12 protein-coding genes are annotated in these 16069 nt (G+C 59.4%); 3 read left to right on the forward strand and 9 right to left on the reverse strand.

Annotated features, from left to right (window positions below; all coding sequences use genetic code 11):
* Window positions 1–15: 15 nt before the first annotated feature.
* The 9 genes from AC07ZE_RS04715 to AC07ZE_RS04755 all read right to left on the reverse strand — a co-directional run bounded on the left by AC07ZE_RS04715 (window position 16) and on the right by AC07ZE_RS04755 (window position 11956).
* Entirely contained in the window at window positions 16–996 is a 981-nt protein-coding gene (locus AC07ZE_RS04715; protein WP_207261764.1) for a peptide ABC transporter ATP-binding protein, read from the reverse strand.
* Window positions 996–1964 (reverse strand): ABC transporter ATP-binding protein, encoded by a 969-nt coding sequence (locus AC07ZE_RS04720; protein ID WP_207261773.1) that lies wholly within the window; start codon window positions 1962–1964, stop codon window positions 996–998. The genes AC07ZE_RS04715 and AC07ZE_RS04720 overlap by 1 nt, the downstream gene beginning before the upstream one ends.
* A 10-nt stretch (window positions 1965–1974) precedes the next feature.
* Window positions 1975–2901: an ABC transporter permease subunit gene (locus tag AC07ZE_RS04725; RefSeq protein WP_095193944.1), complete on the reverse strand. Its 927-nt coding sequence runs from the start codon at window positions 2899–2901 to the stop codon at window positions 1975–1977.
* An 11-nt stretch (window positions 2902–2912) separates the two neighbouring features.
* Window positions 2913–3923 (reverse strand): ABC transporter permease subunit, encoded by a 1011-nt coding sequence (locus tag AC07ZE_RS04730; protein WP_095193943.1) that lies wholly within the window; start codon window positions 3921–3923, stop codon window positions 2913–2915.
* Window positions 3924–3996: 73 nt separating this feature from the next.
* Window positions 3997–5592, reverse strand: coding sequence for an ABC transporter substrate-binding protein (locus AC07ZE_RS04735; protein WP_207261776.1), 1596 nt, complete (start codon window positions 5590–5592; stop codon window positions 3997–3999).
* Between the two features lie 80 nt (window positions 5593–5672).
* Entirely contained in the window at window positions 5673–7106 is a 1434-nt protein-coding gene (locus tag AC07ZE_RS04740; RefSeq protein ID WP_207261777.1) for an OprD family porin, read from the reverse strand.
* 173 nt (window positions 7107–7279) lie between these two features.
* Window positions 7280–8881 (reverse strand): ABC transporter substrate-binding protein, encoded by a 1602-nt coding sequence (locus AC07ZE_RS04745; protein ID WP_207261778.1) that lies wholly within the window; start codon window positions 8879–8881, stop codon window positions 7280–7282.
* A 303-nt stretch (window positions 8882–9184) separates the two neighbouring features.
* Window positions 9185–10810: an ABC transporter substrate-binding protein gene (locus AC07ZE_RS04750; protein WP_207261779.1), complete on the reverse strand. Its 1626-nt coding sequence runs from the start codon at window positions 10808–10810 to the stop codon at window positions 9185–9187.
* Between the two features lie 429 nt (window positions 10811–11239).
* Window positions 11240–11956, reverse strand: coding sequence for an SIMPL domain-containing protein (locus tag AC07ZE_RS04755; protein WP_095193938.1), 717 nt, complete (start codon window positions 11954–11956; stop codon window positions 11240–11242).
* A gap of 316 nt (window positions 11957–12272) precedes the next feature.
* Between AC07ZE_RS04755 and AC07ZE_RS04760 the strand changes: the two genes are divergently transcribed.
* The 3 genes from AC07ZE_RS04760 to AC07ZE_RS04770 all read left to right on the forward strand — a co-directional run bounded on the left by AC07ZE_RS04760 (window position 12273) and on the right by AC07ZE_RS04770 (window position 15913).
* Window positions 12273–13535: an ATP-binding protein gene (locus AC07ZE_RS04760; RefSeq protein ID WP_207261780.1), complete on the forward strand. Its 1263-nt coding sequence runs from the start codon at window positions 12273–12275 to the stop codon at window positions 13533–13535.
* Window positions 13528–14088, forward strand: a complete 561-nt coding sequence (locus AC07ZE_RS04765) for a response regulator transcription factor (protein ID WP_095193936.1) — start codon at window positions 13528–13530, stop codon at window positions 14086–14088. Before AC07ZE_RS04760 ends, AC07ZE_RS04765 begins: the two co-directional genes overlap by 8 nt.
* Window positions 14089–14185: 97 nt before the next feature.
* Window positions 14186–15913: an ABC transporter ATP-binding protein/permease gene (locus AC07ZE_RS04770; protein ID WP_207261781.1), complete on the forward strand. Its 1728-nt coding sequence runs from the start codon at window positions 14186–14188 to the stop codon at window positions 15911–15913.
* Window positions 15914–16069: the final 156 nt, after the last annotated feature.

Consider the following 16069-nt stretch of genomic DNA (forward strand, 5'->3'; position numbering starts at 1 on the left):
TTTTCAGCCCGTTTTTTATACCGCGCCGTGCACGAACTGCTCGGCGTAATGGCAAGCCACCTGGCGGCTGTCGAGCAGGCGCAAGGCCGGCTCTTCAGTGCTGCAACGCTCGGTGGCGTACGGGCAGCGCTTGTGGAAGGCGCAGCCTGGCGGCGGGTTCAGCGGGTTGGGCAGTTCGCCGACGATCTTGATTTTCGGCTTGTCCGGATCCGGGTGGATGGTCGGAGTGGCCGACAACAAGGCCTGGGTGTAAGGGTGCAGAGGACGGGTGTAGATGTCTTCTTTCGGGCCCATTTCCACCGGTCGACCGAGGTACATCACCATCACGTGGTCGGCGACGTGACGCACCACCGCCAGGTTGTGGGAGATGAATACGTAGGCAGTGTTGAACTCCTGCTGCAGGTCCATGAACAGGTTCAGCACCTGGGCCTGGATCGACACGTCCAGCGCGGAGGTCGGTTCGTCCGCCACCAGCACTTTCGGTTGCAGCATCATGGCGCGGGCCAGGGCGATCCGCTGGCGCTGACCGCCGGAGAACATGTGCGGATAACGCTGGTAGTGCTCGGGACGCAAACCCACCTGCTTCATCATCGCCTGGACTTTCTCCCGGCGTTCGGTGGCGGACAGGTTGGTGTTGATCAGCAGCGGCTCGGCCAGTTGATCACCGATTTTCTGCCGTGGGTTCAGCGACGCGTAGGGGCTCTGGAACACCATCTGCACGTCTTTGCGCAGTTGCTTGCGCTGGGCCTTGTCGGCGCCGGCCACTTCCTGGCCGGCGATTTTCAGGGAACCCGAGGACGGCTCTTCGATCAGGGTCAGGGCACGGGCCAGGGTGGATTTGCCGCAACCCGACTCACCCACAACGGCGAGGGTCTTGCCGGCTTCCAGCTCGAAGGACACGCCGTTGAGGGCGCGCACAGTCGCGTGTCCCTTGAACATGCCACGGGACACTTCGTAGTGACGGGTCAGGTCGCGGGCAGTAAGTACGACGGCCATTACGCCACCTCCTGGTTCAGCGGGTAGAAGCAGCGGGCGAGGCTGTTGCTTTTCGGGTCAAGGGCCGGACGTTGCGCGCGGCAGTTGTCCTGCACGTATGGGCAGCGCGGTGACAGCAGGCAACCCTGCGGCCGGTCGTAACGACCAGGGACGATACCCGGCAGGGTCGACAGGCGCGAGGCGCCCAGGCTGTGCTCCGGAATCGCCTTGAGCAGCGCTTCGCTGTACGGGTGCGCCGGGATGTCGAACAGTTGCGGCACCTGGCCGACTTCGACGGCTTGACCGGCGTACATCACGCACACGCGCTGGGCGGTTTCGGCCACGACCGCGAGGTCGTGGGTGATCAGCACCAGGCCCATGTTCTGCTCTTTCTGCAACGCCAGAAGCAGGTCCATGATCTGTGCCTGAATCGTTACGTCCAGGGCGGTGGTCGGTTCGTCGGCGATCAGCAGTTTCGGCTCGCCGGCGATCGCCATGGCGATCGCGACACGCTGGCTCATACCACCGGACAGTTGATGCGGGTAGGCGTCCATGCGGCTGGCCGCCCCCGGGATTTCAACTTTTTCCAGCAGTTCGATGGCGCGTTTGCGCGCGGCCTTGCCGGACATTTTCAGGTGCAGGCGCAGCACTTCTTCGATCTGGAACCCGACGGTGTAGCTGGGGTTCAACGCGGTCATCGGGTCCTGGAAGACCATGGCCAGGTCTTTGCCGACGATCTGCCGACGCTGGCGGTTATTGAGCTTGAGCATGTTCTGGCCGTCGAAGCTCAGGGCGTCGGCGGTGACGATCCCCGGGTGCTCGATCAGGCCCATCAACGCCATCATGGTCACGGACTTGCCGGAGCCGGACTCGCCAACGATGGCCAGTACTTCGCCTTTGTCCACCTTCAGATCGAGGCCGTCGACGACCGGTGTGGCGTTCTTGTCGCCGAAGCGAACGTTGAGATTCTTGATTTCTAGCAGTGACATGGGAATCTCCTCAGGCGGCGTTCTTGAGTTTCGGGTCCAGCGCATCGCGCAGGCCGTCGCCCATCAAGTTGATTGCCAGCACGCTGAGCAAAATGGTCAAACCAGGCAGACTGACGACCCACCAGGCGCGTTCGATGTAGTCGCGGGCCGAGGCCAGCATGGTGCCCCACTCAGGGGTTGGCGGTTGTACGCCAAGGCCGAGGAAGCCCAGGGCGGCAGCATCGAGAATCGCCGAGGAGAAGCTCAGGGTGGCCTGAACGATCAGCGGTGCCATGCAGTTGGGCAACACGGTCACGAACATCAGGCGTGGCAGGCCGGCACCGGCCAGGCGCGCGGCGGTCACGTAGTCGCGGTTCAGTTCGCCCATCACCGCGGCGCGGGTCAGACGAACGTAGGACGGCAGGGACACCACGGCGATGGCGATTACGGTGTTGATCAGGCCTGGGCCGAGGATGGCGACAATCGCCACGGCCAGCAGCAGGGACGGCAGGGCCAGCATGATGTCCATCAGGCGCATGATGGTCGGGCCGATCATTTTCGGGAAGAACCCGGCGAACAGGCCCAGCAGGATGCCGGGGATCAGCGACATCACCACCGACGACAAGCCGATCAGCAGCGACAGGCGCGAACCCTGGATCAGACGCGACAGCAGGTCGCGACCCAGTTCATCGGTACCCAGCAGGAACTGTATCTGCCCACCTTCGAGCCAGGCTGGCGGGGTCAGCAGGAAGTCGCGGTATTGCTCGCTCGGGTCATGCGGGGCGACCCACGGCGCGAAGATCGCGCAGAAAATCACCAGCAGCATGAACATCAGGCCGGCAACGGCGCCCTTGTTCCGGGAGAAGGCGTGCCAGAATTCTTTGTACGGCGATGGGTACAGCAGGCTTTGATCCACGACGGAGGTGGCGGCGGCTACTGAGGAAGTTGGAGTGCTCATGGGTATTGACCTCAGCGCTGATGACGGATGCGTGGGTTGGCAAAGCCGTAGAGGATGTCCACTACGAAGTTGACCAGAATCACCAGGCAGGCGATTAACAGGATGCCGTTTTGTACGACTGGATAGTCACGGGCGCCAATGGCTTCGATCAGCCATTTGCCGATGCCCGGCCAGGAGAAGATGGTCTCGGTCAGGACCGCACCGGCCAACAGGGTGCCGACTTGCAAGCCGACCACGGTCAGCACCGGAATCAGCGCGTTACGCAAACCGTGCACGAACACCACGCGCGATGGCGACAGGCCTTTGGCCTTGGCGGTACGGATGTAATCCTCACGCAGCACTTCGAGCATTGACGAACGGGTCATCCGTGCGATCACCGCCAGCGGGATGGTGCCGAGCACGATGGCCGGCAGGATCAGGTGGTGCAGGGCGTCGAGGAACGCGCCGACATCATCGGCCAGCAGCGTATCGATGAGCATGAAGCCGGTGCGCGGCTCGATGTCATACAGCAGGTCGATCCGCCCGGACACCGGGGTCCAGCCCAGGGACACCGAGAAGAACATGATCAGGATCAGGCCCCACCAGAAGATCGGCATCGAGTAGCCCGCCAGGGAGACACCCATTACCCCATGGTCGAACAGGGATCCTCGCTTGAGTGCCGCGATCACCCCGGCCAGCAGGCCCAGGATACCGGCGAACAACAGGGCGGCCATGGACAATTCCAGGGTCGCGGGGAATAGGGAGGTGAACTCGCTCCAGACGCTTTCACGGGTACGAAGGGATTCCCCCAGATCGCCGTGGGCCAGTTTCCCGATGTAATCCAGGTACTGGGCATACAGGGGTTTGTTCAGACCTAGGCGTTCCATTGCCTGAGCATGCATCTCGGGGTCGACCCGACGTTCGCCCATCATCACTTCCACGGGGTCGCCGGGGATCATGCGAATCAACGCGAAAGTCAGCAAGGTGATGCCGAAGAACGTGGGGATCAATAACCCCAGTCGGCGGGCAATAAAACTAAACATCGTGTGGTGTACCTCATCAGCCGGTTAGGCGTGCCCGGCATGCCTGGGGTCAGGAATGCCGGGAGTTTCTTATCTACTTCACCTGGGTGGTGGCGAAGTTATTTGTGGTGAGCGGGCTGATTTGGTAGCCCTCTACGTTGTTGCGCATTGCGGTGAACATTCTAGTGTGCGCCATGCTGATCCATGGCTGGTCCTGGTTAAAGATAACCTGAGCCTGTTCGTACAGTGCTGCACGTTCGGCCGGGTCGGTTTTTTCACGGGCCTGGTCGATCAGGGCCTGGAACTTGTCATTGCACCAGCGTGCATAGTTTTCGCCGTTCCTGGCCGCTTCGCAACTGAGCATAGGCGTCAGGAAGTTATCCGGGTCGCCGTTATCGCCCGCCCATCCGGCGGAAACCATATCGTGCTCGCCGTTTTTCGCGCGCTTGAGCATTTCGCCCCATTCCATCACGCGGATGTCGATCTTGATGCCGACCTTGGCCAGGTCGGCCTGCATCATCTGCGCGCCGAGCATCGGATTGGGGTTGGTCGGGCCGCCACCGTTGCGGGTGAACAGGGTGAAGGTGGTGCCTTCCGGTACGCCGGCTTCCTTGAGCAGGGCGCGGGCCTTGTCCAGGTCGCGGGCCGGGTTCTTCAGCTGGTGGTTGTAGCCCAGCAGGGTGTCCGGGAACGGGTTGACGCCCACGGTTGCGTTGCCCTTGCCGAACAGCGCGTTGACGTAGGCTTCCTTGTCGAAGGCAATGTCGATGGCTTTGCGCACCCGCACGTCGCTCATGTACTTGTGCTGGGTGTTCATGGCGATGTACGAGACGGTCATCGCGTTCAGCTCGTCGACCTTCAGGTTCGAGTCTTTCTTGATGCTCGGAATGTCATCCGGTTTCGGATACAGCGCGATCTGGCATTCGTTGGCTTTCAGCTTCTGCAGGCGCACGTTGTTGTCGGTGGCGATGGCCAGGATCAACGAGTCGGCCGGTGCCTTGCCACGGAAGTAGTCCGGGTTGGCCTTGAAGCGAACCTGGGCATCTTTGTTGTAGCGCTGGAAGATGAACGGACCGGTACCGACCGGCTTGCTGTTCAGGTCGCCGGTCTTGTTGGCCTTGAGCAGCTGGTCGGCGTACTCGGCGGAGTAGATCGAGGAGAAGGCCATGGCAATGTCGGCCAGGAACGGCGCTTCGCGGCGGGTCAGAGTGAATTTGACCGTGTTGTCGTCGACTTTTTCGACGCTTTTGAGCAATTCCTTGAAGCCCATGCTTTCAAAGTACGGGAAGCCCACGCTCGACAGTTTGTGCCATGGGTGGTTCGGGTCCAGCTGGCGCTGGAAACTCCAGACCACATCGTCGGCATTCATGTCGCGGGTCGGCTTGAAGTATTCGGTGGTGTGGAACTTGACGCCTTTGCGCAGGTGGAACGTGTAGGTCAGACCGTCTCCGCTGATGTCCCAGGATTCGGCCAGGGCCGGAATCACATCCGTGGTACCGGGCTTGAAGTCCGCCAGTCGATTGAAGATGGTTTCGGCCACCGCATCGGCGGTGACTGCAGTCGTGTACTGGACCATGTCGAAGCCTTCCGGACTGGCTTCGGTGCAGACCACCAGGGGTTTGGCCGATACGCCAACCGCGACACTCAACAACGCGGCTGCGATAGCCGCACGTAGGGGAAGCATTTTCATCAAGGACCCTCTGCAATCGGTTGAATGGACAAAAGCCGCTCGGCCGATTCGTTACAGAATCAGCCGTGCGGCCGGTGTATTTACAGAATGTTGAACGGAACAGTGGTCACGAGACGGAACTCGTTGATGCTGCCGTCAGCCTGGTTTTCACTGGCGCGGTGAGCGGTGTAGGTCGCGCGAACAGTGGTGGCCTTGAACGGGCCGCTCTGTACAGCGTAGGAGGCACCAATGCCGTATTCGTAATGGTGTTCGCCGTCTTGCGACTGGATGCCGTCGTAGCCTTTGTCAGCCACGCCTTTGTTGCCGGTGTAGTGAGTACCGTCGATACCCCAGCCACGCGCCTGGTAGATGTTGAACTTCAGGCCCGGCACGCCGTATTCGGCCATGTTCAGACCGTAGGCAACCTGGAAGGATTTCTCGTTCGGTCCGTTGAAGTCCGACAGCAGGGAGTTGGCCAGGTAGATGCCGTTGGTTTCGTGCAGGTAGTCGAAGTACTCGTTACCGTTCACTTCCTGGTACGAGAAGGTCAGGCTGTGGGCCTGGTGAGTCAGGCCGAACGACAGGGAGTAGGTATCGTTGTCGATGTCGCCGATCAGCGCCTTACCTTCTTCCTGGGTTTTGTAGTAGTTCAAGCCGGTGGTCAGGCTCAGCACCTGGCTGTCGCCCAGCACGTGAGTGGCGCCGAAGTAGTACTGGTTCCAGATGTCTTCGGCTTGGGTCGCCCACAAGCTGGTGGTCAGGCTGGCGAATGGAGTGTAGGTGATGCCACCGGTGTAGACGTGATCGGATTCAACGATGCCGTTGGCGTATTCAGTGCGGAATTTACGCTGGCTTTGTTCGGTACGCGGTGAGTTGCGGTCGAAAGTGGCCAGGTCGAATTGCAGGTTATTCAGCTCTTCGCTGTGGATCGCCACACCCTGGAAGCTCGAAGGCAGCGCACGGTTACCGATCACGTCGACCATTGGGCTGCTGAAGTTCTGACGACCGGCGGTCAGGGTGGTGTTGGAAATACGGGCCTTGACGTTGGCCAAGCCCAGTTTGCTCCACTGGCCGACCGCGTCGCCGCCTTCTTCGGTCAGGGTACGGTTGTTACCCGCGCCTGGACGGGTACCCGGTGCGCCGCCGTTGTTCGACGCCAGATCCTTGCGGTCCTGGTCCAGTGCGATGGCGTTGTAGGCCGCTACTTCAGTGCTGAAACCGACAGAGCCTTCGGTGAAGCCCGAGTTGTACTTGACGATCGTACCCTGCACCCAGTTGATACGACGGTCAGTCGGGGTCGATACACCGTCTTTCTTGTAGGCGAAATTACCGCCACGTTTCAGTTGCTCGTTGGCGTACCAGTTACGGGTAGTGCCGCTGATCGACTGGCCTTCAAGGAAGCCGGTGGCTTCGCTCTGGGCGCTCTTTTCATTCACGGTAACCGGGGTGAACGCCTGGCTTTGGGTTTCAGCGTAAGCCGTGGCGGTTACGCTGCTGATGGCCAACGCCAGTATTGCGGTGCTGCTCAGTTTCATGGGTGAAGCTCCTTGGTTTCTATTATTAATGCCGGTCTTTTTTGGGTGATCCGGCTATTTGCTTTGGAACTCAATCACGTCTTGCAAACGTTTGCCTGGCGCTGAATTGGCGAATTTCGGCAATACGCTTGCGTGGGGGCGCAATGCGCCCCCAACGTTTTAGCTACACGGTGTTATTTTTCGATGCTGACACCCGAGAACACGTTGCGACCGAAGGGGCTGACCTTGAACCCTTCGATTTTGGCGCTCAACGGCTGGTTGACCGTCGAGTGGGCGACCGGCGTGATCGGTACCTGCTGCTTGAGGTACTGCTGCGCCTGTTTGTAGAGCACGGTGCGCTGGTCGCGATCGGTCACGACCTTGGCCTGCTTGATCAGCTTGTCGTAAGCCGGATCGCACCACATGGAGTAGTTGTTACCGCCAATGGCATCGCAGCTGTAGAGTGTGCCGAGCCAGTTGTCCGGGTCACCGTTGTCACCGGTCCAGCCAATCAGGCTGATGTCGTGTTCGCCGTTCTTGGTGCGCTTGATGTACTCGCCCCATTCGTAGCTGACGATCTTGACCTTGAGGCCGATTTTCGCCCAGTCAGCCTGGAGCATTTCGGCCATCAACTTGGCGTTGGGGTTGTACGGGCGCTGCACCGGCATGGCCCACAGGGTGATTTCGGTGCCATCCTTCACGCCGGCGGCCTTGAGCAGTTCCTTGGCTTTTTCCGGGTTATAGGCCGCGTCCTTGATCGTGTCATCGTAGGACCATTGGGTCGGCGGCATGGCGTTGACCGCCAGTTGACCGGCACCCTGGTACACGGCGTTGAGAATGCCTTGCTTGTTCACCGCCATGTCCAGCGCCTGACGCACTTCGAGCTGGTCGAAAGGCTTGTGGCGCACGTTGTAGGCGATGTAGCCGAGGTTGAAGCCGGGCTTTTCGATCAGTTGCAATGCCGGGTCGTTCTTCAGCGCGGTCACGTCGGCAGGGCGGGGGTGCAGGGTAATCTGGCACTCGTCAGCCTTGAGTTTCTGCACACGCACCGAGGCGTCGGTGTTGATGGCAAAAATCAGGTTGTCGAGCTTCACGCGGCTCGGGTCCCAGTAATGTTTGTTGCCGGTGTAACGGATGTTGGAATCTTTCTGGTAGCTCTTGAATACGAACGGCCCGGTGCCGATCGGCTTCTGGTTGATATCGCTCGGCTTGCCCTCGGCCAGCAGCTTGTCGGCGTACTCGGCGGAGAGAATGGAGGCGAAACTCATGGCGATGTTCTGGATGAACGCGGCATCCACGCTGTTGAGCGTCATGACCACGGTCAGTGGCCCGGTCTTTTCGACCTTGGCGATGTTCTTGTTCAGGCTCATACCGTTGAAATACGGGAATTCGGTCGGGTAAGCCTTACGGAAAGGTTGCTGCGGATCGAGCATGCGATTGAACGTGAACAGCACGTCATCGGCGTTGAAATCGCGGGTCGGTGTGAAGTACTTGGTGGTATGAAACTTCACTCCAGGGCGCAGGTGAAAGGTGTACTTGAGGCCGTCCTCGGAAATATCCCAGTTCGTGGCCAGGCCTGGAACGACATTGGTCGCGCCTTTTTCAAACTCTGCCAGTCGGTTGTACAGCGGCTCGGCGGCATCGTTGTCGGTCGCGGTCGTGTACTGCGCGGTATCGAAACCGGCAGGACTGCCTTCGGAGCAAAACACCAGGCTGTTGTTGGCGGCCTGGCTCATGGAAGTGGCGGCTAACAAGCCGGTGCCCAGCAATGCGGATAAAATCAAGGTATGGCGCATGACGCTCCCTCTTATTCGAAGTTTTGGCAGTGAACCTTCGCCCGTGCGCAGGCGTGGAGGCTTCACTGGTTTCAAGCCATGACGGACAGCAAAAAACCGATGACCCACGCGTGAGCTGGTCGGATCCCGACGGTATGAACCGTGGGTCCGGCAGTAAATGCGTAAAGTCCGAAAGACTCGTGGGAAAAGACGACGCGTCCTAGCACTCTGCTGTAGTCAGCAGACGATCTGGATGTAGGCGATTTCCTGCTTTCTCAGTCGATAAAGCAACGGCGACGTCAAAAACGTCGCCGTTGCCAAACCTTACTTGCTGACGCTGACGCCGTAGAAGGAGTTCAAGCCAAACGGGCTGATCTTGAAGTCCTGCACATTGGCGCGCATGGGTTGGAACACCGTCGAGTGAGCGATAGGTGTCATTGGCACAGCATCTTTGAGGACGTGTTGCGCCTGCTTGTACAGTTCGGTGCGCTTGGCCTGATCGGTGGTGCGCTTGGCTTCCTTGACGATGCCGTCAAACTTCGGATCGCACCACTTGGAGAAGTTGTTGCCTTCCAGCGAATCGCAACCGAACAGCACGTTCAGCCAGTTGTCCGGATCACCATTGTCGCCGCTCCAGCCAATCAGCATCCCCTGGTTTTCGCCGCCTTTGGAGCGCTTGATGTACTCGCCCCACTCGTAGCTCTGGATCTTGACCTTCAGGCCGATCTTCGCCCAGTCGGACTGCAGCATTTCTGCCATCAGCTTGGCGTTCGGGTTGTATGGACGCTGTACCGGCATCGCCCAGAGAACGATTTCGGTGCCTTCTTTCACGCCAGCTTCCTTGAGCAGCTCTTTGGCTTTCTCAGGGTTGTACGGCGCATCCTTGATCGTGGTGTCGTAGGACCACTGGGTCGGAGGCATGGCGTTGACGGCCAGTTGGCCGGCGCCCTGATACACGGAATCGATGATCTGTTGCTTGTTGACGGCCATGTCCAGTGCCTGACGCACTTTCAGTTGGGACAACGGGTTCGGAACAGTTTGACCTTTGACCTGTGGCATCACGTTGTAGGCGATGTAACCCAAGTTGAAGCCAGCCTGGTCAGGCAGCTTCAGGGTCTTGTCTTCGCGCAGCGCTTTCAGGTCAGCCGGACGAGGGAACAGGGTGACCTGGCACTCGTTCTTCTTCAGCTTCTGGATGCGAACCGACGGGTCGGTGGTGATGGCGAAGATCAGGTTGTCGATCTTGACGTCTTCAGGCTTCCAGTAGTCCTTGTTCCCGGTGTAGCGGATGTTGGAGTCCTTCTGGTAGCTCTTGAACACGAACGGGCCAGTGCCGACCGGCTTCTGGTTGATATCGGCGGCCTTGCCTTCCTTGAGCAGCTGGGCAGCGTACTCGGCGGACTGGATCGAGGCGAAGCTCATGGCCATGTTCTGGATGAACGCGGCATCAACATCTTTGAGGGTGAACTTGACGGTTTTGTCGTCGACTTTATCGATCTTGGTGATGTTGGTATCCATCCCCATGTCGGTGAAGTACGGGAATTCGGTCGGGTACGCCTTACGGAACGGGTCATCCTTGTTAATCATGCGATTAAAGGTGAACAGCACGTCGTCGGCGTTGAAGTTACGCGTTGGCTTGAAGTACGGAGTGGTGTGGAACTTGACGCCTTCACGCAGGTGGAAGGTGTAGGTCAGGCCGTCAGCGGAGACGTCCCAGCTGGTCGCCAGGCCAGGAATAACGGCGGTACCGCCGCGCTCGAATTGAGTCAGGCGGTTGAACATGGTTTCGGCAGAGGCGTCGAAGTCGGTTCCGGTGGTGTATTGACCTGGATCGAAACCGGCCGGGCTCCCTTCGGAGCAGAACACCAGGTTAGTCGCAGCTTGGGCGAACGGTGCGGCAGCCAAAAGGCTGGCGCCGACTAAAAACGGAATGACCGCGTGTTTAAGCATGGTGGCCTCATGATTTGTTGTCATTTTTTAATTTTGAGGACGACCTCGTGAGTCGTGCCTGCGGATACTTATGCAGGGGCCATACCCAATGCAAGATCCAGAGCGGCTACAAGCCTTAAACGGTGGCACGAACGTACCTTAATGTCGCATTGGTATAAATTTTGACGCATTTGACCGTTTGCGCGGCATTTTTGCAGTGCATCTGGCGCACGTTTATGGTGCGCGCAAGGGTTGGGTTGCCCAGTGGTTGGGCGCAGGTGTTACCTATTTATACCCAGTCCTGTGGGGCTGAATGGGAGTGGTTATTGTTGCACTGGATTGGATCAGTGGCCGTGGGTGCCACCAGGTGCAACTTCGCCTGCTGGAATGAAGCGCAAAAAACAACGGCGATCACTTTGGTGATCGCCGTATTTTTTCAGGGTTATCGACTCAAGGCATCAGCACTTCAATCGCGCCATCGGCCGTCATGGTGACCTGGCTGGTGCCGGCTTCAACTTCCGGAGTTACCGGTGCGCCGTCCATGCTGGCGGCCTTCATCATCATCGGTGCACGCATGTATGGCTGCGGGAAGCCGCTGCTGTTGAGGTTCATGTTGACGATCTTGTAGCCCTTGCCACCCAGGGCATCGGTGGCAAGTTGGGCGCGAGCCTTGAAGGCGGTGACGGCTTCCTTGAGCAGGGTGTCTTCACTGGCCTTGCGGGTCGGCGTGGCGATCGCGAAGTCCATGCCGCCCATCTTCAGGTCGGTGAGCAGTTCGCCGGTCAGCTTCGACAGTGCGGCGAAATCCGTACTCTCCAGGCGCAGCTCGGAGCGTTCACGCCAGCCGGTGATTTTCTGGCCCTTGGCATCGTAGATCGGGTAGCTGTTGCGGCTGCCCTGGCGCAGGGTGATGTCCTTGACCTGCTTGGCCTGGGCCAGCGCCTTGTTCATGGTGGTGCTGACCTCGGCGGCGAGTTTGGCCGAGTCGGTGTTTTGTGCTTCGGTGTAGAGGGTCACGATCATCAGGTCGCGAGCCACTTCCTGGCTGACTTCGGCGCGCAGGGAAATCTGATTGTAATGAAGTTCGTCGGCAGCCACGGCCGGGAGGCTGGCAAGGGTGCCAACGCTCAGGGCGAGGAGGGCGGCGCTGCGGCGGAATGTGTGCATGAAAGCTCCTAAGGTGGTGCGCAGGGCATGGTCCGGACCTGCGTGAAACCATCAGACTCTAGCTTTAATGATCCGGTTCGCACAGTTACAACTTCTATACAGATGTATGGCAGGGGCCGCTTCGCGACCATTCGCGAGCAGGCTCGCGCCCACTTTGGAATGCATTCACCTGAGGGAGCGAGCCCGCTCGCGAAAGCGGCCTCATGGACACAACAAACTTGCCTGCCATGTGGCCGTTTGCCGCACGTTTGCCTGCCAACCCCCACGCTTGGTTATACTCCCTGCGATCCGCCTGGAGCGCTCATCAGGAGAGCTCATGCTCGCCCCCGTTCAAATCACTTCCGCCACTCGCCAGAACCTCTGGCGGCTGACCTTCATCCGCACCTTGGTGCTGGCTGCCCAAGCCGGTTCCGTGGGCTTGGCCTATTGGCTCGAACTGCTGCCGCTGCCCTGGTTCCAGCTGGCCGCGACCCTTGGTTGCTCGATGCTGCTGTGTGCCTTCACGGCCATTCGCCTGCGCACCTCGTGGCCGGTCACCGAGCTTGAATATGCCGTGCAATTGGCTTGCGACCTGTTTATCCACAGCGCCTTGCTGTATTTCTCAGGCGGTTCGACCAATCCCTTCGTCTCTTACTATCTGGTGCCGTTGACCATCGCCGCGGTGACCTTGCCGTGGCGTTATTCGGTGATTCTGTCGGGCATCGCGCTGACGATGTATACCCTGCTACTGGCGCGGTTCTATCCGTTGCAAACCTTCCCGATCGCCCGGGAAAACCTGCAGGTGTACGGGATGTGGCTGAGTTTCGCCCTCGCCGCTGCGGTCATCACCTTCTTCGCCGCACGCATGGCTGAAGAGTTGCGCCGTCAGGAGGAGTTGCGGGCGATCCGCCGCGAAGAGGGGCTGCGCGATCAACAATTGCTGGCCGTGGCCACCCAGGCCGCAGGCGCCGCCCATGAGCTGGGTACACCGCTGGCAACGATGAGCGTGCTGCTCAAGGAAATGCGCCAGGATCACCACGATCCCCTGTTGCAGGACGACCTGAGCGTACTGCAGGATCAAGTCAAACTGTGCAAGGAAACGTTGCAGCAGCTTGTTCGGGCGGCGGAGGCCAATCGTCGTTTGGCGGTGGAGATGCAGGACGTCACCGATTGGCTCGATGAAGCGCTCAACCGCTGGCACCTGATGCGCCCGGAAGCCAGTTATCGTTTCCAGCGCCTTGGTCAAGGCACGGTGCCGCGCATGGCACCGCCGCCGGACCTGACCCAGGCGCTGCTGAATTTGCTGAATAACGCGGCGGATGCCTGTCCCGAAGGGTTGCAAGTGACCCTGGACTGGAATACCGAGGACTTGACTATCAGTATCCGCGACCACGGTGCCGGAGTACCGCTGGCCATCGCCGAACAGATCGGCAAACCGTTTTTTACCACCAAGGGCAAAGGTTTCGGCCTGGGCCTGTTTTTGAGCAAGGCCAGCGTGACACGCGCCGGCGGCTCAGTGAAACTCTATAGTCATGAAGAAGGCGGCACGCTCACCGAGCTGCGCCTGCCCCTTGGCGCCCGAGGAGACCAACATGAGTGACGAAATCCAGGTTGAAGGCGAAGAGCTGCCGCATTTGCTGCTGGTCGACGACGACGCGACCTTTACCCGGGTGATGGCACGCGCCATGGCTCGCCGCGGCTTTCGCGTCAGCACCGCCGGCTCCGCCGAAGAAGGGCTGACCATCGCCCAGAACGATCTGCCGGACTACGCCGCGCTGGACCTGAAAATGGACGGCGATTCCGGCCTGGTGCTGCTGCCCAAACTGCTGGAAATGGATCCGGAAATGCGCGTGGTGATCCTGACCGGCTATTCGAGCATCGCCACCGCCGTCGAAGCGATCAAGCGCGGCGCCTGCAACTACCTGTGCAAGCCGGCCGACGCTGACGACGTATTGGCCGCGCTGCTGTCCGAGCACGCTGACCTCGATAGCCTGGTGCCGGAAAACCCGATGTCCGTGGACCGCTTGCAGTGGGAACACATTCAGCGTGTGTTGACCGAACACGAAGGCAATATCTCCGCCACCGCCCGCGCCTTGGGCATGCATCGCCGCACACTGCAGCGCAAACTGCAGAAGCGTCCCGTTCGCCGCTGAACCTGCGCTGAACGAATGCGGGCCACTCCTCGCGACAAACCGGACCGATCATCTATGATCGGTTCGTGCCTGTACTTTTCTTTATCGAGCCTTTTCCATGAATCAGAACGCTGAATATTCCGCGGTCAACGATGCCGTGCGCGGGCAGTTTTTTCGCAAGGTCTGGGCGATGACCACGCCTTACTGGCGTAGCGAGGAGAAGGGCAAGGCCTGGACGCTATTGATCGCCGTGATCGCGCTATCGCTGTTGAGCGTAGGGCTCTCTGTGTGGTTCAACAGTTGGTACAAGGATTTTTACAACGCCTTGCAGCAAAAGGACGAAGCCGCATTCTGGCGGCTGATCTTATATTTCTGCGGGATTGCGGCGTTGGCTATTGTGGGGGCCGTGTATCGGCTCTACCTGACTCAGATGTTAACGATTCGCTGGCGAGCCTGGCTCACGGAAAAGCATTTCACCCGTTGGCTTGGCAGCAAGAATTACTACCAGTTGGAGCAGGGCGGGTACACCGATAACCCGGACCAGCGGATTTCCGAAGATCTCAACAGTTTCACGTCGAACACGTTGGAGCTGGGGATTGGTTTGCTGCGCAACATAGTCAGCCTGGTGTCGTTCTCGATCATTCTGTGGGGGGTGTCGGGTAGCCTCGAAGTATTCGGTTTTACCATTCCCGGCTACATGTTCTGGTGCGTACTGGTTTATGCCGTGGTGGGCAGTTGGCTGACGCATCTGATTGGTCGCCGCTTGATCGGTCTGAACAACCAACAACAACGTTTTGAAGCTGACCTGCGTTTCTCGATGGTGCGGATCCGCGAGAATGCCGAAAGCATTGCCTTGTACAACGGCGAGCCCAATGAAAATCGTCGGTTGAGCGGTCGCTTCGCAATGGTCTGGCACAACTTCTGGGACATCATGAAGGTGTCCAAGCGTCTGACATTCTTTACCTCGGGATACAATCAGGCTGCCATCATCTTTCCCTTCATGGTGGCCGCGCCGCGTTTTTTCGCAGGAAAAATCGAACTCGGTGAGCTGATTCAAATCAGCTCAGCGTTTGGCAACGTGCAGGAAAGCTTCAGCTGGTTTATCACGGCGTACCAGAACCTTGCTTCTTGGCGCGCCACCTGTGATCGCCTGTTGAGTTTTCGCCAGGCCATGGATGATAACGAGCAGCGAGTGTTGGCCATCGATGTGCAGAACCAGGGGGATGCCTTGAATATCCACAACCTGGGCCTGGATCTGTCTGACGGACGCCATCTGCTGACCAATGCCGACATGAACGTGGAGAAAGGCGAACGTGTCATGCTCAGCGGTCGTTCCGGCAGCGGCAAGTCGACCCTGCTGCGGGCGATGGGGCATCTGTGGCCGGCGGGGCACGGCAGCATTCGCCTGCCCGCCGCGCGTTACCTGTTCCTGCCGCAGAAACCATATCTGCCGATCGGTTCCCTGCGTGAGGCGCTGAGTTATCCACAAGCCGGTGATACCTACACGAACGAGCGCTATGTGCACGTCCTGGAAACCTGCCGTTTACCGCATTTGGTGGCACGTCTCGATGAGGCCAATCACTGGCAGCGCATGCTCTCGCCTGGTGAGCAGCAACGCCTGGCCTTTGCCCGCGCCCTGCTGTATGCGCCGCAGTGGTTGTACATGGACGAAGCGACCTCGGCGATGGATGAGGAAGACGAAGCGTCGCTGTATCAGGCGCTGATCGATGAGTTGCCGGGGTTGAGCATCGTCAGCGTCGGCCATCGCAGCAGCCTCAAACGCTTCCATCCGCGGCACGTTCGTATCGAGAACGGGCATTTGGTGGACCAGGCCGTGACTGCCTGAGCACCACAATCCTGCAGGAGCAAAGCTTGCTCGCGATGAACGATGACGCGGTCCTCAGTCGGAGACCGCGTAACGGCCATCGCGGGCAAGCTTTGCTCCTGCAGGGAGTGGGGTGATCGTACAACCGCGTTGAGCTATGATGCGGTTTCAGCCGAA

The organism is Pseudomonas sp. GW101-3H06, assembly GCF_059424605.1.